The sequence below is a fragment of the Enterobacter nematophilus genome (genome assembly GCF_026344075.1).
Lineage (GTDB): Bacteria > Pseudomonadota > Gammaproteobacteria > Enterobacterales > Enterobacteriaceae > Enterobacter > Enterobacter nematophilus.
This window is the reverse complement of record NZ_JAPKNE010000003.1, coordinates 338,413-359,217: the sequence shown is the minus strand read 5'-3', so window position 1 is coordinate 359,217 and position 20,805 is coordinate 338,413. Positions and strand designations below refer to the sequence as shown.

The following is a 20,805-nucleotide window of genomic DNA, read 5'->3' as shown; positions in this document are numbered from 1 at the left end:
ATGAATAAATACATCACGGCTTCGCTCAGTACTATATTGCTGTCTCTGGCACTCCTGTTTTCATTTGAAGCGAATGCGGCGCTGTGCCAAATGGACGGCGCGGTAAAAGTATTAACCATTACCGACAATATTACGCTCAACCCGGCGGATAAAGGTACCGCAGGCACCATACTCTGGTCGAAGACCTATACGGTACCTAATATCAAATACAGCTGTGACGCCTCCACGCAAACGCAGTGGCATGCAGAATATAGCCGTAGCTACCTCGCTGCTTCGCTGGATAATGTCTATAACACCGAGATCCCCGGTATTGGCATTCGGATAAAATGGCCGGCAAATGCAAGCAATTCCTGGCTACCGGGTAACTCAGGCAACCCTGTTACCTGTAACCCGAGCTGTTCAATCGACAATAGCTCGGTACTGGTTGAGTTTGTACAAACCAGCACCATCGAGCAAGGGGAAACCGAGGTTCCTGCGGGTGAAATCGTCCACGTAAACGTTAAGCCGTTACTCGCCCCGGAAGATGAACTGCGTATTCTTAACATTAATTTCGGAGTACCGATTAAAGTCAATACGCGCTCATGCTCTATTTACCCCTCTACGACGAATGTCGATTTGGGCACCTACAGCGTGGCATCTTTCCAGAACAACCCGACTTTCCAGGGCGATAAGAAAGACTTCTCTATTACCGTGACCTGTCCCACCGTTGAAAAAGTGGGTTTAACCATTGTCTCGATGCTTAATTCACCTTTTGGATCATCACAAGGTTTATTGGGCGTGGAGAGCGGTGAAGGCTACGCAAACAACTTTGCCATTCTGGTTTCCGAGAAATTGAACCCTTATGTCTCAAGCGCAGTAACGCTTGGGAAAGAATCTGTTTTTGATGTCACCTCACGCGTAACCAAAAACTATCAGGCACAAATATATGTTCCCACGGACGTGAATCGGGCGAATTCATTAAGCGCCGGAAGGGTTGTCGGCGCTATTCAATACACAATGGCAATAAAATAACGATCAAGGAGAGATAAGTGTTTCAGCATTTATCAAAATATGCGCTTTTTTTGGTGCCACTCATTCCGGCGGTTCACGCTGCAGGCATGCTGCCTGGCCAGCAAAATAAACAGGAACTGGATCGTCTGGAAAGAAAAACCAGCCAGATCCTGATCGAAGAAGCCAAGCGTACCGAGCAGTTACTTCAGCAGCAGCGAAGCCAGCGGGAAGCCGAAAAGGAGAGCCTGGCCGGTAGCGACTCGACGTGGAAATTCCAAATCGACCATATTACGATTCTGGACGACACGCGATTTGAGCACGCCCCGCTGCGCCAGGAGATTATCGATCGCTATGAAGGTAAGGCGCTCGGCAAAGCAGAAATCTTTGAGCTGGTAAAGGAACTGACCGACTTTTATATTTCTCGCGGCTATGCCACCACGCTGATCGGTATTGAGCCGGGAAATATTAAAACCGGAACGCTTACGCTTCGCGTACTGTGGGGAAAAATTAACGATTTTAAGGTTAACGGCCAGCAACCGTCTTTCCGGGAAAGTGCGCGACTTTTCACCGCTTATCCGTTTGCCAAAGGGAAAGTATTAAATATGCAGGATATCGACCAAATGGTCGAAAACCTGCTCCGCGTTTCATCTAAAGACAATATCGACGTTCAGCCATCCATTATAAACGGCTATTCGGATCTTAACCTGCTACATGAAGCCGAATTTCCGCTTTCAGTTGTTGCCGGGCTTAATAACTCCGGCGTGAAGGCTGACGGCTGGCAGCAATATTACAGCAGCCTGACCGCTAAAAACATTGCCGGGCTAAATGATATTTTCAACGTCTACTACGCGCAGTACAACCTCAAAAACAGCCAGGATAATCAGGACGCATGGTCATTAAGCTATAGCGTTCCGCTGGGCTACTGGTCATTCGACGCGTTTTATTACCAGTCGAGCTATGACAAAACCCTGGCGGGCTACTACAGCGATTATGCCTCAGACGGGGAATCCGATCGCGCTTCGCTGCGCGTGAGCCGCATGCTGGGCCGTAACGCGACGGGTAAAACCAGCTGGTGGGCAAAAGTCGAAAGACGTAATAACGAGAACAATATTGAAAACCAGCAAATTGATGTGAGTTCCAAAACTTACACCTCGGTTTCAACCGGTGTGACCTGGGTTGGTGCGCTCATGAACGGCTGGTTCTATGGCGATCTGGGCGTGACGGCGGCGGTGCCGTGGTTCGGTTCCGCCTGGAAAAACGATGCCGATCTCACCGGGTTTGATACCGACTACATAAAGTACAACGGCATCGCCAGCTGGACCCGACCGCTTTTCCAGGCCGGTCGCCTGGGCGGCGTCTATGAGCTTAATGCTGGCTTCCAGTACACCCCTGACGTGCTTGTCAGCGACGCCAAAGTAACGCTGGGCGATGAATTCACCGTGCGTGGATTTAAAGACGATAGCCTGCAGGTGGATAGCGGCGGCTGGATCTCGAACACGCTGCAATTTCCTTTCGACATCGGTGTAGGCGGAGTACACCAGTTGATTCCTTATTTCGGCTATGACCTGGGATACGCCAACGATAATTGCCCTGTCGGTGCCAGTGTATGCGATAGCCAGTTCATGATGGGCGGCTCGGTCGGTATTAAAGCGACGGGTAGCCATTTTTCAACGTATGTCATGGCTGGCTGGCCCATAAAAAAACCGGATTCACTGGAAGAGAATACCGTCGATAACACGGTGGTTTATTACAAGCTGGAAGTAATTTTTTAATTTAAGGATACCTCATGCGTAAAAAAAACAGATCAAAACCCGCGCTTACAGCCGGGAACTTACATAAACATCTTTGCCCTCTTTTTATTTCGATTGCCGGTATTCTTTCGGCAAACGCAGAGGCCGCTACAGTACCCGATACAAACCAAAGCAATGGCCCAACCATGGGACAAGCGGCTAACGGCACACCGGTGGTTAATATTACCGATCCCAATGCGAAAGGCGTGTCGCTGAATAAGTTCGACCAGTTTAACGTCGATCAAAAAGGGCTGATTCTGAATAACAGCATGCAGGACGGCGTATCGAAAATCGGGGGTTATACGGTTAAGAACGCCCAGCTGGAACACGAAGCGAAAGCCATTATCAGTGAAGTGACAGGCGCGCAGGCATCCTATATTAACGGGACGATGGAAGTCTTCGGTAAAAAAGCGGATGTAATTATTGCCAACGAAAACGGCATAAACGTTAATGGTGCCACCACCATTAACGCTAATAGCCTGACCCTGAGTACCGGTAAAGTCCAAATTAAAGAAGATGGCAACTATAAGCTCGCCGTGGAAAAAGGCAATGTCTCACTGACGGGACAGGGTATTTCCACCGATGGGCTGAGCTATTTTGATATCGTCAGCCGTAGCGCCAAACTTGAAGGGGAAATCTCCGGCAACGCAGATATCAAAATTGTCGCAGGCCAGAACGATTACGATCTGACCAGCCGCAGCCATACCGTTCGTGCCACGAGCGATCGGAATGTCCCGGATGTCGCCATTGATGGCCGGGCAATGGGCTCCATGTACGGCGGTAAAATTCAGCTTATCAGCACCGAATCGGGCGCTGGCGTGCGCCATGAGGGCAGTATTATTGCCACCGACGACATCGACATCAGCGCGAACGGCGACGTCACCCTAACAGGCCTGCGCAGCGATAAAAACGTCAACGTCAGCGGCAAAAACATTGCGCTCAATAAGAACAGCAGCGGCGTGGGCAGTACTGAAGCGCAGCAGGATATCGTCCTGCGTGCACTCTCTGGTCTGACGGTCAATAATGACCTGATCTCCCGGAACGGCACTATCCGCATTGATGCCTCTACCCTGCTGCAAAATAGCGCGGCGATCGTGGCGAAAAACGGCGCCACAACGGCAGTACCGGCTATCCAGATTAACGTTGCGGGCCAGTACACGCTGAGCGGCAAACTCAAGGCGCTGGATGCTAGCGGCGGCGTTATTTCCGGCGGCGTGGTGACGTTGAAAGATGGCGACTTTGTGGTCATGAAAAACGGCCAGCAGGTTGCATTCAGCAGCATCGTTTCTGATACCGAAATTGTGAGCAATAGCGGCGATGTGAAAATCAACGCTGGCAGCCTCAACAACAACGAAGGCGTGATCCTCGCGAAGAGAGGCACCCTGCAGATCGATCTGAACGGCGCGTTCGAAAACAACGGCTCCATCAGTGCAACCGGCGATATTCGTATTGCCTCCGGTTCAATGAAGAATAACGGCATTCTGTATGCCACCAATGCGCAGACCCTGACGGTCGGACGCCTCGACAACGCCGGTCGTCTGTATGCCGATAATAACCTGGTCATGACCGCCAGCGCCCTTAATAACAGCGGCCGCATCGGTGCCGGTAGCGGTGAAGTCCGCATCAAATCCACAGGCGATATGAGCAACAGCGGCACCCTGAACGGTGACGATGCGCTGGTGTTTATTGATGCCGACGGCAACATCGTCAATGACGGCACCATCGCCAGTAACAGAAACGATGTTACCCTGGCTTCAGGCGGTCAGTCCGTCAGCAACAAGGGGCGTATCGAAGGGCTGAATGTGACTGCCAGGGCGAGCAACGCTAACGCCACCGTCAGCAACAGCGGCAGCATCAACGCCGGTGAGCAGTTAACCCTGGAAACTGCCAACCTGAAAAACCAGGCCGGCACGCTGAGCGCCGCCAAAGACATGCAGCTCAAGGTGACTAAACAGCTGCACAACAGCCAAAACGGCACCATACTGGCCGGTAAAACGCTTACCGTAACCGGCAGCGGTGACTTAGCGCTGAACAATGACAACGGGAAAATTCAGGGCGAAAATATCACCGCCACCGGTCTTTCCAGCGTAACCAACACCCACGACGCGCTGCTGGCGGCAAAAGAAAACATTACCCTTTCTGCAACGTCTGTACTCAACGATGCCGCGACAATTCAGGCCAGCAGCCTGATGCTGGATCGCATCGATACCGTTGATAACCTCAATGCCGCCACGCTGTACGCCGCCAACACGCTGACGCTTTCCAGTCTGAATACGCTGAATAACGACGGCGGTTTTGTGATTTCTGACGGTAAGCTGACGCTGTCGGATATTAAAACCGTTAATAACACTCAGGGTGCAACCCTGTTTGGCGCTGGCGATACCACGCTGAAAAACGTGGGTACCCTCAATAACAGCGGCGCATCGCTGATTAAATCCGATACGGCGCTCTCTGTTGCCTCCGTAACCACGCTCAATAACAGCAGCGATGCGGTAATCGCCTCTTCCGGCGATTTGAATATTAACGCCGTGAAGACGTTAAACAACCAGTCCGTGATGGTGAGCAACGGAACGATCGCGATCGATACCGTTGACGAGCTGAAAAACGAAGGCGTCGTTCAGGCGGGTCTGGATCTCATCATCCGCAATATCAAAGATCTCACCAGTACAGGCGAAAACCACGTTCTGGTCGCGCTGCGCAATCTGACAATGGAAGACATTGAGTCGCTGACCAACGGCAACGGCGCGATTATCTCCGCCAATATGAATGTGGTGCTCAATGCCATCGGTATTCTGACCAACCACACGGCGGGTATTATTCAGGCCGTTGAAGGATCGCTGGATATAACCGCAGAAATCCTGCGAAACATGGGCAACATCACCGACGAAGATGGGCAACAGTCTGTATCCGCTATTGTGGCGGGCGGAGACATCAACATTGATGCCGTTCATGTGTACAACAACGATGGGGCGGCCATTGTCTCAACGCTGAACGATCTCACAATCGATGCGTTCGGTAGCGTGATTAATGCCAACAATGCCGTTCTTTCCGGGGCTCAATCCACCACGCTGAACGTTGCGAAGGGGAATGTGACTAACGAAAACAACGCGCTAATTGCAGGGAACAACGTCACAATCAACGCCGGAAATTTGACGAACCATCAGTCCGGCGCAACGATCGCGAATAATGATTTAACGCTGAATATCGACTCGCTGAATAACACAAGCGGCATCCTTGAAGCTGGCCACGATCTTCTCCTGAAGATAAAAGACTCGTTATCGCTTGATGATAACAACAGCAATATCCGCGCGGGGCATGACATGACGCTCAGCACCCAAGGCTCGCTGTTCAACAACACTATGACCGAAGCCAAAGGCAATCTGAACCTGCAGGCTGACGGCACATTTGTGAACAACAAGTCAGTGGTGACGGGCGGGGATCTGCATATCCGCGCGAAGGACGTTGCCAATAACAGTAATACTCTGCTCTGGTCGCTGGGTAATCTGGAGATCGATGCCCGCGAAGGCGCGTTCGTGAACGACTATACCGGCAACGTGATGAGCATGGGCGACATGTCCCTGATTGCCAATACGATCCTCAACTACGCGGGGATCATTCGCTCCGAGCAAAATATTAATATTGATGCGGCATATCTGGAGAACCAGAGCACCTGGACAGGGGGTGAGATTTCCCAGACCCAAACCCAGGATGCCGTCGGTCAGTGGTCGGGCATTGATAATGTTATGACTAAAGCCAGCATTACGACGGTACTGCATATTCCAGTGCTGTCGTCCGATATTGCCATGGATAAGCTTGGTGAAATCAGCGCCGGAAAAGATATTAATATCAACCAGCGCGGCATTTTTACTGAGAAAGAGATCAAAAATACTGGCGGTCTGATTCAGGCTGGTCGCGATATTACCATTACCGGCAATCTCCTGAACTCCCCGAAATATACCGCGGAGTCTATGTATGATTATCTTAACCTCACGCTCGAAGATCCTATTGTTCTGACGGACTTCTGGAAAGTTGCCATTGACCACTACACTACGCTGACCTTTACTTCGTTATATCAGTACTTTAACTTTATCTTCGGTGACGGTCAGCCTGAAACCAAAACCGGGAAAGAAGACCCAAACCGTGAGCGTAGCTATAAATCGCTGCTCGACGCCTCCAATTCGTCAACCCAGCTAAGCTATGTGATGAGTAAAGTGTTTGGCGAAACCTGGAACGCTCAGGAATTCAGCACGCTTAGCACCGCCTGGCGCAGCCTCACAGAGAGCTCATACAATCCGTTAAGACAAAATATGATCTATTTTGTGCCTGCAGAGAAAGGTGAAATCACGGCGGGTCGCGACTTTATTCATAACGGCGGCACGCTGGATAACGGTCTGGCCTACGCTGGCATCATCAAGGAAAACGCAACCATTCAGAATATCGACGTGGGTGACTACAGCGTGGATACGGTGATTGCGGGCTATGATGTTGACATGAACACCAAAACCGTTGAAGAACTGGCGATGGGTATCAGTCCGCTGCCAACCATAAAAGATCTGGTTTCGCTGCCAGGGATGTTCGAAGTCACGAACGAATTTAAAAAAGCGTCGGCGGCAGAGAAAAACGGCACGGAATATCACGGCCCGAGCAATAACATCATCCCGATTTTCGAAACCCGTCCGGAGATGATCGACCAGAGCCAGTACAGCGGTTCTGACTACTATTTCGATCAGGTGGATTACACCGCAACGGAGCCGGTTAACGTTATTGGCGACAACTACTTTATCTCCGAGCTGATCCGTCGTGAAATCAGCCATTCCGTCGGCAGTATCTTCGCCGTGCGTGATGGGCTCGAAGGCGATGCGCTGGTACAAAACCTGATGGATAACGCCGGTGTAGCCGCCAAAGACAGCAATCTGAATCTGGTGGTCGGGCAGCCGCTTAGCGAAGAACAGCGCGAGGGTTTAACCCAGGATATCGTCTGGTTCGTCAGCCAGAATATCAAAGGGACAGAAGTGCTGGTGCCAGTTGTATACCTGTGTCAGGAAACGCTTCATCAGATTGAATCCGGCGATGTGACCAAAGGCACGGCGGCCATTGCGGCCGGAAATTCGCTTTCCGTTGATGCGACAGCAATCAATAACGTCAACGGCACCCTGACCACGCAGGGAGATATGTCTCTGGTGGCGCAAGGCGATATCAAGAATATCAGTAACGCGACTGACGCCGGTATCAATGCGGGTGGCAATATCAGCATGACGACCTTCAGCGGCAACATTGCCTCTAACGGGGCGGCGATCAATGCCGGCGGCAACGTTGATATGGCAGCCGAAAATGGGGATATCACCCTGACCGCTTCCGTAGGACACGGCGAAGACGGCAAGCAGGTTATCCATGCGCATGACGACGGCGTAACCGCTGGCGGCACGGTTAACATGCAGGCCAAAACCATCACCTCCAATGCGGCGGATATCACCGCAGGCCAGGATGTGAACATGAAGGCCACCGAGGGTGACGTCACCTTCAACGATCTGCATCAGATCGAATCCAGCCGCACCATTGATACAACGATCAACGGTCTCTCCAGCTACACCACAACCGATAAAACAACGGTAACCGGTGAAGCGGTTGGCGCAACCATCACGGCGGGCGGGGCGATGAACATCGACGCCAGCAACAATGTGGTGATGGAAGGCGGCAGCTACACGGCCAGCACGGGGGGCATCACCGGCGCGACTAACGTTGAGTTCAAAACCTCGGAGAACGTCTCTCTGACGGAGGAAACCACCCAGTCTCGCGAGTTTGTTGCCGAAGCCAGAGCCAGTGCAGCCGGTCATACTGCCTCAAGCTCGTACGGTAAAAACAAGGGTCTGGTTAAGGAAGCCAACTCCGGCGATTACGACAGCGCAGGAAACGACTCCGAAACCTCGGCGATAGGCGCTAAACCGGGTCGCGCACCGGTTACCGACACAGCCGCCTTCCGGGTCGGCATGGTAGACGTGACCGATACCGTCACAACCCAGACGAAAAAGAACGCTAACGCTTCGGTTAACTTCGGTGATAGCGGCACGATCGGCGCGGGTAAAACGGCTGATATCGGCGGCGCTGATTTGAATGCAGGTGGAACGCTAAGCATCAATGCACAGGATGTCGCCAGCACCAAACGTCTGGATGAAACCAAATCCAGCACGGCGCATAAAGAGAGATTTGTCGGTATTTCTGGCGAAGTGCACAGCACCATTGCTGACGCCATTGATAAAACCGGCAACCTGATCGAGAAAGCGCAAAATGGTCAGGCGATCAACGCGGGTACGACTACCGCGGAAGTGCTGGGCGATGTCTCTAACGTGCTGCTTAACGATCTGGCAGGTGCTTCCATCACCGTCGGCGGTACGTCGACAAAGACCACCGAGACCACGACGAAAACGGCAGAAAATATCTCCAGTATTAATGCCGGTAACGTCAGCATCAACTCAAGCGAAGACACCACGCTTAACGGCGTTAACATCAACTCCAGCACAACGACGATCAATGCTGGCGGCGATGTCTCAATGAACGCAGCGAAGACAACCACGGAAACCACCACCTCCAGCACTCAGCATAAGGGCGGCGTCACCGTGGGCGCGGGCGTCTCGCTTTCAGGCGGCAGCAGCGGCGTTTCGGTTGATTACAGCGGCAATAAGGAACACGGCTCCAGCTCGTCCACGTCTCATCGCAATACCATCATCAACGGTGACAATGTCAACGTGAACGCGGGTGGCGATCTGAACATGAACGGTGCGAACGTTGCTGCTCACACCGCTGATGTTAACGTGGCGGGTGACATGAATGTCGTCTCTCAGCAGGATACCGAGCACACGGGAAGCAGCCGTACAAACTGGGGCGCATCTGTGGGTATTGCCGTTTCTGGTGCAGGTGTAGTCCCTACCGTTGCAGGAAACGGTGGCGGCGGCTCCGAAAGCTACGACTCAGCGAAAACCACCACCCAGTCGGGCATCAATACCACCGGCGAGATGAACGTGAAAACCGGCGGCGATCTCAACATGACCGGTGCTAACCTGGTGTCTCAGGATGGTACCGGTTCGGTTGCCGTGGCGGGTGATATCAACGCGAAAACGCTGGAAGATCGCGTTGAACAGGATGGTATTTACGGCGGTGCCGGCCTTGGCTTTGGTGGCACACCGGGTCAAAGTGCCGGTATTCCGTCTGCCAACCTGTATGTCGATACCGTGGATGAAATTCACTATAACGAAACGCAGAAATCGACCATTGCAGTGGGTGAAACCACCAGCGCTGGCGTTAACGGCGACGTGAATAGCAACAAAGACGAAATGTCCGTGGTCACGCGCGACGAAAAAGAGGCCGGAAACAATATCTCCTACACGCTTGCCGATCCAGGCATTCGTAAGAAGAAGAAAGCGGACGCGGATATTGATACCGACACGCCTTCTGTTCCGGATGAGGTTCCGTCCGGTGGCGGTTGCCCGCATACCTGCATTCCGGTAAAACCGGGCAGTTCGTCGCAGACCACCATCAAAAATACGACGAATAATTCGCAGCATGCGACCACGTCAACAACGGTGAAAACAACAGAGACGATCAACGCAACGGCGGCATCATCTTCCTTGCGCGCAGATAGCGTGGCAACGAACACGGTGCGCAGCGAGGCCGTTCCTGCCGTCACGCCTTCCCAGGCGCAGCCGCTTACGCCGAAAGAGAGCACGTCAGCCGCGAAGAAAACGCCTGCAACCACCACGCCGGTGAAAAAATGGGCGGTACCGGATACCCACTATCCAGTGCTCTCTCCTGGCTCCTCTACCGCGAAAACCGGTAAAGACATGCCTAAAACACCGGAACATAAGCAGTGGAATGGCGACATGACCAACGGCGTTGCGCCGTCCAGCGATGCTAAGGGCAGTGACGTTAAGCTCTCTCCGGGCTCTTCCACCGGGCAGACCGGCATGGATATGCCAAAAACGCCTGAACACAAAAAGTGGAACGGCGATATGAGCAAGGGCGCAATGAACGCGCGCCCGCAATGGAAACCGCTGCAGGTTGATCGGCCGATCGACATCTACGCATCCGTGACCATTACCTTCACCGACCAGCAGTACAGCTAAAAACAAAAGGGTCTGACTTTCGTCAGACCCTTTTTTTAGCGGCCATTCCAGGGATTATTCATCTTCCAGATAGGTATATCCGTACAGACCCGCTTCGAACTCTTCCAGGAACTGCTGCTGCAGCGCATCGTCCAGACCGGTGTTTTTCACCTGATCGCGGAACTGGGTGAGCAGCGTTTTCGGATCCAGCTGCACGTATTCCAGCATGTCCGCCACGGTGTCCCCTTCGTCAGACAGCTCCACTTCCACGCTGCCGTCAGGGAACACGAACACGTCAACCGCTTCGGTATCGCCGAACAGGTTATGCATGTTGCCGAGGATCTCCTGATACGCCCCGACCATAAAGAAGCCCAGCATTGGCGGGTTCTCCGGGTCGTACTCCGGCATTGGCATGGTGGTGGCGATACCGTCGCCGTCAACGTAGTGGTCGATGGCGCCGTCGGAGTCACAGGTGATGTCCAGCAGCACGGCACGACGTTCAGGCGCGTGGTTCAGCCCTTCCAGCGGCAGAACCGGGAACAGCTGATCGATACCCCAGGCATCCGGCATAGACTGGAACAGCGAGAAGTTGACGTAAATCTTATCCGCCATACGCTCCTGCAGCTCGTCGATAATCGGACGGTGCGCGCGGTTGCTCGGATCGAGCTGCTTCTGCACCTCATGGCACATGTTCAGATAGAGCTGCTCCGCCCACGCGCGCTCCTGCAGGCTGAAGGTGCCTGACGAGTAGCCGACGTGAATATCGTGCAGATCCATCTGGCTGTCGTGCAGCCACTCGCGCAGGGAACGGCGCGTGCCCGGCTCGTGCATCTCCTGCCAGGTTTCCCACATGCTTTGCAGGGAGCGAGGGGCATCATCTTGCGGAGGCGTCGCTTCGCTGATTTCGCTACGCTCAACGCCAATGATGTTAGACACCAGCACCGTATGGTGAGCGGTAACCGCGCGGCCAGATTCGGTAATCACCGTCGGGTGCGGCAGGCCGTGCTCTTCGCAGGCATCGCCAATCGCCCAGATGATATTGTTGGCGTACTCGTTCAGGCCGTAGTTCACCGAGCAGTCGGACTGCGAGCGGGTCCCTTCGTAGTCCACGCCCAGGCCGCCGCCCACGTCGAAGCACTGAATATTCACGCCAAGCTTGTGCAGCTCAACGTAGAAACGCGCGGATTCACGCACGCCGGTGGCGATGTCGCGAATATTCGCCATCTGCGAGCCGAGGTGGAAGTGCAGCAGCTGAATGCTGTCCAGACGACCGCGCTCGCGCAAAATCTCCACCAGCTGCAGCACCTGGTTTGCCGCGAGGCCGAACTTGGATTTTTCCCCGCCGGAGGACTGCCATTTACCGGAACCCTGCGACGCCAGACGCGCACGCACCCCAAGGCGCGGGATGACGTTCAGACGCTCGGCCTCTTCCAGCACGATGGCAATTTCGGTCATCTTCTCGATAACCAGATAGACCTTGTGGCCCATCTTCTCGCCAATCAGCGCCAGACGAATGTATTCGCGGTCTTTATAGCCGTTACAAACGATCACCGAGCGGGTCATGCCCGCATGGGCCAGGACCGCCATCAGCTCCGCTTTGGAGCCCGCTTCCAGCCCCAGCGGTTCGCCGGAGTGGATCAGGGATTCAATCACGCGGCGGTGCTGGTTCACCTTGATCGGGTAAACCAGGAAGTAGTCGCCTTTATAGCCGTAGGATTCACGCGCGCGCTTGAACGCGGCGTTAATAGAACGCAGGCGATGTTGCAGGATCTGCGGGAAGCAGAACAGTGCAGGCAAACGCTGGCCCTGTGCTTCGCGGGCTTTCACCAGCTTGGCGAGGTCCACGCGCGCTTCAGGGACGTCCGGATCCGGGCAGACGCTGATATGGCCCAGTTCATTGACGTCGTAGTAGTTATTGCCCCACCAGGCAATATTGTAAGTGCGCAGCATCTTGCTGGCTTCCTGGGAGCTCATCGCAACCTCCTGCATAGAACGTAGTACACCCTGTTCGCCCGCTGACGAAGGCGAAAAAGAAGACATGTCGTCAGACATAGCGAACCTCAACTCTTTGTATTAAGTGTAAAACAGTTGACTACTATCGCAGCGTTATACGGCGATAACAACCCATAAACGGCTCCGTTTCCCAGCAGAGTATGCTGAAATCCAGACCGTGCGACCGGTTTCTTATTCATATCATTGTAAAACACGTATCCGAACTCTGTATGACAAGGTTCGGCGAAACCACGAGAAAACTCTTGTATTAACAAGAGCGCCCTTGTTCAGTTTTCACAGAGCGTAACCGGCCCTTGAATCCTGAGAAGCGCCGAGATGGGTATAACATCGGCAGGTTTGCAGACTAGAAATGCGGGTTGCGGGAATCAATGGCGCGCCAGAACGGCAGCGCTGAGTTAGCGGAAAACGATGGTTCATTATCTCGTATCACCTCCACGGCCGCCTCTGCTGAAACGGACCCCAAGCCAAAGCTAAAAGTTCACTGCTCAACCCGGCTGGAAGTGGCGACACGATGAGTTCATCGAGCGCTTTTTTTGTATGAGCCGCGCGCCGCGTTTTATACCGAGAAGGGGGCTAAAAAGCAAAACAAAAATGCGCGCGTTGCCAGCAGCGTCAGGAAAAATTTCCAGCAGCCATTTCAACGCAGTGAGAGATGAATCAAAAAAAACTGGAAATCGGGCGAAGAAGTGACCTAAAATAGCCATCCAGATGTTAATCCATCTATACTGATTAACACTCATACTGCCAGTGTCAAAAACCTGCAGGCCTTGGTAGAATTATCTCCTTTGGCTATTCCACACAGCAGCTTGAGCTAACCAAATTCCTCTTAGGTGAAATAAAACATGGCAAAACACCTGTTTACGTCCGAGTCCGTATCAGAAGGACATCCTGATAAAATTGCTGACCAAATCTCCGATGCGGTGCTGGATGCGATCCTGGCGCAGGATCCTAAAGCGCGCGTAGCGTGCGAAACCTATGTCAAAACCGGCATGGTTCTGGTTGGCGGTGAGATCACCACCAGCGCATGGGTTGATATCGAAGAGATCACCCGTAACACGGTGCGTGAGATCGGTTATGTGCATTCTGATATGGGCTTTGATGCCAACTCCTGCGCGGTGCTGAGCGCGATTGGCAAACAGTCTCCAGACATTAACCAGGGCGTTGACCGTGCCGATCCGCTGGAACAGGGCGCGGGCGACCAGGGCCTGATGTTCGGTTATGCAACCAACGAAACCGACGTGCTGATGCCAGCGCCTGTGACCTACGCACACCGTCTGGTGCAGCGTCAGGCTGAAGTGCGTAAAAACGGCACCCTGCCGTGGCTGCGCCCGGATGCGAAAAGCCAGGTCACCTTCCAGTACGACGACGGTAAAATCGTCGGTATTGATGCGGTGGTGCTCTCTACCCAGCATGCCGAAGATATCGATCAGAAATCCCTGCAGGAAGCAGTGATGGAAGAGATCATCAAGCCGGTTCTGCCGACCGAATGGCTGAGCTCTGCGACCAAATTCTTCATCAACCCAACCGGACGCTTCGTTATCGGCGGCCCAATGGGCGACTGCGGCCTGACCGGTCGTAAAATCATCGTTGATACCTACGGCGGCATGGCGCGTCACGGTGGCGGCGCGTTCTCCGGTAAAGATCCGTCTAAAGTTGACCGTTCTGCCGCGTACGCTGCACGTTATGTGGCGAAAAACATCGTTGCTGCCGGCCTGGCCGACCGCTGTGAGATCCAGGTTTCCTACGCTATCGGCGTGGCTGAGCCAACCTCCATCATGGTGGAAACCTTCGGTACCGAGAAAGTGCCTTCAGAACAGCTGACCCTGCTGGTGCGCGAGTTCTTCGACCTGCGTCCATACGGCCTGATTCAGATGCTGGATCTGCTGCACCCAATCTACCAGGAAACCGCTGCATACGGTCACTTTGGTCGTGAACATTTCCCATGGGAAAAAACCGACAAAGCCGCCCTGCTGCGTGAGGCTGCCGGTCTGAAGTAATCGACTGACCGCGCTAAACAGGCCAGCCTTTGTGCTGGCCTTTTTTGTGCCGGGTGGCGGCCAAAAAGCCGCACAACTGGAAGCGATTACACCGCACCGGATATATCCCGCTTTCAGAATATTCTCTTTGCATGATCGCCTTTCTTCTGCTGTTACATTTCCTTTCAGTTAAGTCTGAAATTCAGACAAACGCGATGCACATCACCTCGTTTACCTCTATATTTTCAAAGCTTTAATATTTTTTACGGTTATACGCTAGTGTAACCGATTACACCATTGTGATTAATCTCACATATTTTTATGGGTCGCTCACCTACCCTTAACATCAATAAAACTGATAACCCAACTGGAGGGCATAATGCCTGACAATAAAAAACAGGGGCGTACGTCCAACAAGGCGATGACTTTCTTCGTCTGCTTCCTCGCCGCCCTGGCAGGATTACTCTTTGGCCTGGATATCGGCGTCATTGCCGGCGCTCTTCCCTTCATCGCAGACGAATTCCAGATTAACGCGCACACCCAGGAATGGGTGGTCAGCTCCATGATGTTCGGTGCGGCCGTTGGGGCCGTCGGCAGCGGCTGGCTCTCCTTCAAGCTCGGACGCAAAAAGAGCCTGATGATCGGTGCGATCCTCTTCGTCGCCGGTTCCCTCTTCTCCGCTGCCGCCCCTAACGTTGAAGTGCTGATCCTCTCCCGCGTGCTGCTGGGCCTTGCGGTGGGCGTGGCGTCTTATACCGCTCCGCTGTACCTCTCTGAAATTGCACCGGAGAAAATCCGCGGCAGCATGATTTCAATGTACCAGCTGATGATCACCATCGGTATTCTCGGCGCTTACCTGTCCGATACCGCGTTCAGCTACAGCGGCGCATGGCGCTGGATGCTCGGCGTGATCATTATCCCGGCCATTCTCCTGCTGATTGGCGTCTTCTTCCTGCCGGACAGCCCGCGCTGGTTTGCCGCAAAGCGCCGCTTCGTTGATGCCGAACGCGTGCTGCTTCGCCTGCGCGATACCAGCGCCGAGGCGAAAAACGAGCTGGAAGAGATCCGCGAAAGCCTGAAGGTAAAGCAGTCCGGCTGGGCGCTGTTTAAAGAGAACAGCAACTTCCGTCGGGCGGTGTTCCTCGGCGTGCTGCTGCAGGTGATGCAGCAGTTCACGGGGATGAACGTCATCATGTACTACGCGCCAAAAATCTTTGAGCTGGCGGGCTACACCAACACCACCGAGCAGATGTGGGGCACCGTTATCGTGGGCCTGACCAACGTGCTGGCGACCTTTATCGCCATCGGCCTGGTGGACCGCTGGGGACGTAAGCCAACCCTGACGCTGGGCTTCCTGGTGATGGCGACGGGTATGGGCGTTCTCGGTACGATGATGCATGTGGGCATCCACTCCCCAACCGCCCAGTACTTCGCGGTGGGCATGCTGCTGATGTTTATCGTCGGGTTTGCGATGAGCGCCGGCCCGCTGATTTGGGTACTGTGCTCTGAGATCCAGCCGCTGAAAGGGCGTGATTTTGGTATCACCTGCTCTACCGCAACCAACTGGATTGCCAACATGATCGTCGGCGCAACGTTCCTGACCATGCTCAACACCCTGGGCAATGCCAACACCTTCTGGGTCTACGCCGGTCTGAATATCTTCTTTATTGTGCTGACCGTCTGGCTGGTTCCAGAAACCAAACACGTTTCACTGGAACACATTGAACGTAACCTGATGAAAGGTCGTCCGCTGCGCGAAATCGGCGCACACGACTAATCCTCTTGCGGGAGGCGCCTCTTGCGCCTCCCCGCTTCCCGCTTTATGCTCTGCCCCTATGAAAGCTCCCCGTCTCCCCATTGCCATTCAGCAAGCCGTTATGCGCAGCCTGCGGGAAAAACTCGCCCAGGCCAACCTGAAGCTCGGCCGCAACTACCCTGAACCGAAGCTGGTCTATCAGCAGCGCGGCACCGCGGCCGGCACCGCCTGGCTGGAATCATACGAGATCCGCCTTAATCCGGTGCTGATGATGGAAAACCAGCAGGCGTTTATTGAAGAAGTGGTGCCGCACGAGCTGGCGCATCTGCTGGTGTGGAAGCACTTTGGCCGCGTCGCGCCGCACGGAAAAGAGTGGAAGTGGATGATGGAGGCGGTGCTCGGCGTTCCGGCGCGCCGCACCCATCAGTTCGAGCTGGAATCGGTGCGCCGCAATACCTTCCCCTACCGCTGCCGGTGCCAGCAGCACCAGCTTACCGTCCGCCGCCATAACCGCGTGGTGCGCGGCGAGGCAACCTACCGCTGCGTCAAATGCGGCGAACCGCTGGTCGCCGAGTAATATCCTGAACTTTCAGGAACTTTCCTGATCTCACTGATTGCATACGGGAACAACATTCGTTACGTTGCGGGCTCGTTTTGACACGGAGTGTAAGATGTCCCGTAATTTCTCTCTCGCGGTCGCTTTTCTGACGACGGCGCTTTCCGGCCAGGCCCTGGCCGACGGTATCAACAGTTTTTCCCAGGCCAAGGCAGCAGGCGTGAAGGTGAACGCCGATGTGCCGGGCGATTTCTACTGCGGCTGCAAAATTAACTGGCAGGGCAAAAAAGGGGTCGTTGACCTCGAATCCTGCGGCTATAAGGTGCGTAAAAACGAAAACCGCGCCAGCCGCATCGAATGGGAGCATGTCGTTCCGGCCTGGCAGTTTGGCCACCAGCGCCAGTGCTGGCAGGACGGCGGACGTAAAAACTGCGCCAAAGATCCGGTATATCGCCAGATGGAAAGCGATATGCACAACCTGCAGCCTGCGGTTGGTGAAGTGAACGGCGACCGCGGCAATTTCATGTACAGCCAGTGGAACGGTGGCGAAGGCCAGTACGGCCAGTGCGGCATGAAGGTGGATTTTAAGGAGAAAGTCGCCGAGCCCCCTGCCCGCGCGCGAGGCAGCATCGCCCGCACCTACTTCTACATGCGTGACCGTTATGACCTCAACCTTTCGCGCCAGCAGACGCAGCTGTTCAATGCCTGGGATAAGCAGTATCCGGTGACGGAATGGGAGTGCCAGCGCGACGAACGCATTGCCAGAGTCCAGGGGAATCATAACCCGTACGTCCAGCGGGCTTGCCAGGCGCAAAAGAGCTAACCTACACTACGGCAATTCGCTTATACCGCATGACATATGGAATTTTTGACTATGCGCATTCCCCGCATTTACCACCCTGAACTGATTACCACAGGCCGTGAGATCGCCCTGTCTGACGACGCAGCTAACCACGTTGGCCGCGTGCTGCGCATGGGAGCTGGCCAGGCAATACAGCTGTTCGACGGCTCTAATCAGGTTTTCGACGCGGAAATCACGCGGGCGGATAAAAAAAGCGTGCATGTTAATGTGCTGCGCGGCGAAGTGGACGACCGTGAATCGCCGCTGCACATCCACCTTGGGCAGGTGATGTCGCGCGGGGAAAAGATGGAGTTCACTATTCAAAAATCCATTGAGCTGGGTGTAAGCCTCATTACGCCACTTTTTTCCGAGCGCTGTGGCGTTAAACTGGATGCTGAACGTCTGAACAAAAAGATCCAGCAGTGGCAGAAAATCGCCATTGCTGCCTGCGAACAGAGCGGCCGCAACCGTATTCCGGAGATCCGCCCGGCGATGGATCTGGAGGACTGGTGTGCGGAAGAGGATAGCGGGCTGAAGCTCAATCTTCATCCGCGCGCCAGCGCCAGCATCAATACGCTGCCGCTGCCCGTCGAGCGCGTACGCCTGCTGATTGGCCCCGAAGGCGGCCTGTCGGCGGACGAAATTGCGATGACGGCGCGCTACCAGTTTACTGATATTCTGTTGGGACCTCGCGTTCTGCGCACTGAGACAACGGCACTCACGGCCATAACCGCGCTACAGGTGCGGTTTGGCGATCTGGGTTGAAGTATTAACGGAGAAGAACATGATAAAGCTCGGCATCGTGATGGATCCCATCGCAAACATTAACATCAAGAAAGATTCCAGCTTCGCTATGCTGCTGGAAGCGCAGCGTCGCGGCTATGAACTCCATTATATGGAGATGAACGATCTTTATCTGATCAACGGTGAAGCCCGCGCGTGCACCCGCATCGTTAACGTCGAGCAGAACTACGACAAATGGTACGAATTCGGCACCGAGCAGGACATTGCCCTGGCCGACCTCAACGTTATCCTGATGCGTAAAGACCCGCCGTTCGACACCGAATATATCTATAGCACCTACATCCTTGAGCGTGCCGAAGAGAAAGGGACGCTGATCGTCAACAAGCCGCAGAGCCTGCGCGACTGCAACGAGAAGCTTTACACCGCCTGGTTCTCTGACCTGACGCCGGAAACGCTGGTGACCCGCAGCAAAGCGCAGCTGAAGGAGTTCTGGCAGAAGCATGGCGACATCATCATGAAGCCGCTGGACGGCATGGGCGGCGCGTCTATTTTCCGCGTGAAAGAGGGCGACCCGAACATCGGCGTGATTGCCGAAACGCTGACCGAGCTGGGCACCCGCTACTGCATGGCGCAGAACTATCTGCCAGCCATTAAAGATGGCGATAAGCGCGTGCTGGTCGTGGACGGTGAGCCGGTGCCTTACTGCCTGGCGCGTATCCCGCAGGGTGGTGAAACGCGCGGTAACCTGGCGGCCGGCGGTCGTGGTGAACCCCGTCCGCTGACCGAAAGCGACTGGGAAATTGCCCGCCGCGTTGGACCTACGCTGAAAGCCAAAGGCCTGATCTTCGTTGGCCTGGATATCATCGGCGATCGCCTGACTGAAGTGAACGTCACCAGCCCAACCTGCATTCGCGAAATTGAGGCGGAGTTCCCGATCTCGATCACCGGAATGCTGATGAACGCCATAGAAAAACGTTTACAGAAATAACCTGTGACAGCGCCTGTGTTTATCCCCATACTGGGCGCTGTCGCTTTTTAAACCAGGAAACAGTACCTCTGACAATGAATTTACAGCATCACTTTCTTATTGCCATGCCTGCTCTCCAGGATCCGATTTTTCGCCGCGCCGTGGTTTATATTTGTGAATACAATGAAGACGGCGCGATGGGTATTATCATCAACAAACCGCTGGAAAACCTGCAGGTTGAAGGGATTCTGGACAAGCTGAAAATCTCGGCTGAAGCGCGCCTGCCGGAAATTCGGCTTGATAAACCGGTGATGCTGGGTGGTCCTCTTGCCGAAGATCGCGGCTTTATCCTCCATACCCCGCCGGTATTCTCTTCCAGCATTCGCATCTCCGACAACACCGTGATCACCACCTCGCGCGACGTGCTTGAAACGCTGGGCACCGCCGAGCAGCCTTCCGAAGTGCTGGTGGCGCTGGGCTATTCGTCGTGGGAGAAAGGCCAGCTTGAGCAAGAGATCCTCGATAACGCCTGGCTTACCGCGCCTGCGGACATGAATATTCTGTTTAAAACCCCGATTGCCGATCGCTGGCGTGACGCGGCAAAGCTGATTGGCATCGATATCCTGACGATGCCTGGCGTAGCGGGGCACGCCTGATGAGCGGAACACTGCTGGCCTTCGATTTTGGCACTAAAAGCATCGGCGTCGCCGTGGGTCAGCGCATCACCGGTACCGCGCGTCCGCTCACGGCCCTGAAGGCCAACGACGGCACGCCAGACTGGAACCTTATCGAGCGCTTGCTCAAAGAGTGGCAGCCGGATGACGTCATCGTTGGGCTGCCGCTGAACATGGACGGCACGGAACAGCCGCTGACCGCCCGGGCGCGTAAGTTCGCCAATAAAATCCATGGCCGCTTTGGCGTCTCCGTGAAGCTTCACGACGAGCGTCTCAGCACCGTCGAAGCGCGTGCAGGCCTGTTTGAGCACGGCGGCTTTCGGGCGCTCAACAAGGGCAGCGTGGACTCCGCCTCAGCCGTCATCATCCTCGAAAGCTATTTCGAACAGGGCTTTTAAACGC

General features: G+C 54.5%; 15 protein-coding genes. 11 read left to right on the top strand and 4 right to left on the bottom strand.

What is annotated here, in order from left to right:
* The 3 genes from OSH03_RS11400 to OSH03_RS11390 are packed head-to-tail and all read left to right on the top strand — an operon-like array spanning nt 1 to nt 10,897.
* A complete protein-coding gene (locus OSH03_RS11400) occupies nt 1-1,011 on the top strand; it encodes a fimbrial protein (RefSeq protein WP_266179085.1) in 1,011 nt (336 codons plus the stop codon).
* Between the two features lie 17 nt (nt 1,012-1,028).
* The gene (locus OSH03_RS11395) at nt 1,029-2,762 is read left to right on the top strand and encodes a ShlB/FhaC/HecB family hemolysin secretion/activation protein (RefSeq protein WP_266179084.1); all 1,734 of its coding nucleotides are present in this window, start codon (nt 1,029-1,031) and stop codon (nt 2,760-2,762) included.
* A 14-nt stretch (nt 2,763-2,776) separates the two neighbouring features.
* Nucleotides 2,777-10,897, top strand: a complete 8,121-nt coding sequence (locus OSH03_RS11390; RefSeq protein WP_266179083.1) for a two-partner secretion domain-containing protein — start codon at nt 2,777-2,779, stop codon at nt 10,895-10,897.
* Between the two features lie 54 nt (nt 10,898-10,951).
* Here OSH03_RS11390 and speA read toward each other — a convergent pair whose 3' ends face one another.
* From speA to OSH03_RS11375, 4 genes are all read right to left on the bottom strand, one after another.
* On the bottom strand, nt 10,952-12,928 hold the full coding sequence (speA, locus tag OSH03_RS11385; RefSeq protein WP_253543270.1) for a biosynthetic arginine decarboxylase: 1,977 nt from the start codon (nt 12,926-12,928) through the stop codon (nt 10,952-10,954).
* Nucleotides 12,929-12,936: 8 nt separating this feature from the next.
* On the bottom strand, nt 12,937-13,068 hold the full coding sequence (gene yqgB, locus OSH03_RS11380) for an acid stress response protein YqgB (protein WP_127312443.1): 132 nt from the start codon (nt 13,066-13,068) through the stop codon (nt 12,937-12,939).
* 94 nt (nt 13,069-13,162) lie between these two features.
* On the bottom strand, nt 13,163-13,306 hold the full coding sequence (locus OSH03_RS22190) for a hypothetical protein (RefSeq protein WP_420909757.1): 144 nt from the start codon (nt 13,304-13,306) through the stop codon (nt 13,163-13,165).
* A 68-nt stretch (nt 13,307-13,374) separates the two neighbouring features.
* Entirely contained in the window at nt 13,375-13,593 is a 219-nt protein-coding gene (locus tag OSH03_RS11375) for a hypothetical protein (RefSeq protein WP_266179082.1), read from the bottom strand.
* 138 nt (nt 13,594-13,731) lie between these two features.
* Here OSH03_RS11375 and metK point away from each other — a divergent pair, with 138 nt between their 5' ends.
* The 8 genes from metK to ruvX all read left to right on the top strand — a co-directional run bounded on the left by metK (nt 13,732) and on the right by ruvX (nt 20,801).
* Nucleotides 13,732-14,886, top strand: coding sequence for a methionine adenosyltransferase (gene metK / locus OSH03_RS11370; protein WP_061097111.1), 1,155 nt, complete (start codon nt 13,732-13,734; stop codon nt 14,884-14,886).
* Nucleotides 14,887-15,244: 358 nt separating this feature from the next.
* Nucleotides 15,245-16,642, top strand: coding sequence for a galactose/proton symporter (gene galP / locus OSH03_RS11365; RefSeq protein WP_041908328.1), 1,398 nt, complete (start codon nt 15,245-15,247; stop codon nt 16,640-16,642).
* A 58-nt stretch (nt 16,643-16,700) separates the two neighbouring features.
* The gene (locus tag OSH03_RS11360; protein ID WP_061097110.1) at nt 16,701-17,198 is read left to right on the top strand and encodes a SprT family zinc-dependent metalloprotease; all 498 of its coding nucleotides are present in this window, start codon (nt 16,701-16,703) and stop codon (nt 17,196-17,198) included.
* A gap of 94 nt (nt 17,199-17,292) precedes the next feature.
* The gene (gene endA / locus OSH03_RS11355; protein WP_061097109.1) at nt 17,293-18,000 is read left to right on the top strand and encodes a deoxyribonuclease I; all 708 of its coding nucleotides are present in this window, start codon (nt 17,293-17,295) and stop codon (nt 17,998-18,000) included.
* A gap of 51 nt (nt 18,001-18,051) precedes the next feature.
* The gene (gene rsmE, locus OSH03_RS11350) at nt 18,052-18,783 is read left to right on the top strand and encodes a 16S rRNA (uracil(1498)-N(3))-methyltransferase (protein WP_266179081.1); all 732 of its coding nucleotides are present in this window, start codon (nt 18,052-18,054) and stop codon (nt 18,781-18,783) included.
* Nucleotides 18,784-18,802: 19 nt separating this feature from the next.
* A complete protein-coding gene (gshB, locus tag OSH03_RS11345; protein ID WP_266179080.1) occupies nt 18,803-19,750 on the top strand; it encodes a glutathione synthase in 948 nt (315 codons plus the stop codon).
* A 74-nt stretch (nt 19,751-19,824) separates the two neighbouring features.
* Nucleotides 19,825-20,385 (top strand): YqgE/AlgH family protein, encoded by a 561-nt coding sequence (locus OSH03_RS11340; protein ID WP_028014368.1) that lies wholly within the window; start codon nt 19,825-19,827, stop codon nt 20,383-20,385.
* Nucleotides 20,385-20,801 (top strand): Holliday junction resolvase RuvX, encoded by a 417-nt coding sequence (ruvX, locus tag OSH03_RS11335; protein ID WP_021242076.1) that lies wholly within the window; start codon nt 20,385-20,387, stop codon nt 20,799-20,801. The genes OSH03_RS11340 and ruvX overlap by 1 nt, the downstream gene beginning before the upstream one ends.
* The last annotated feature ends 4 nt before the right edge of the window (nt 20,802-20,805 follow it).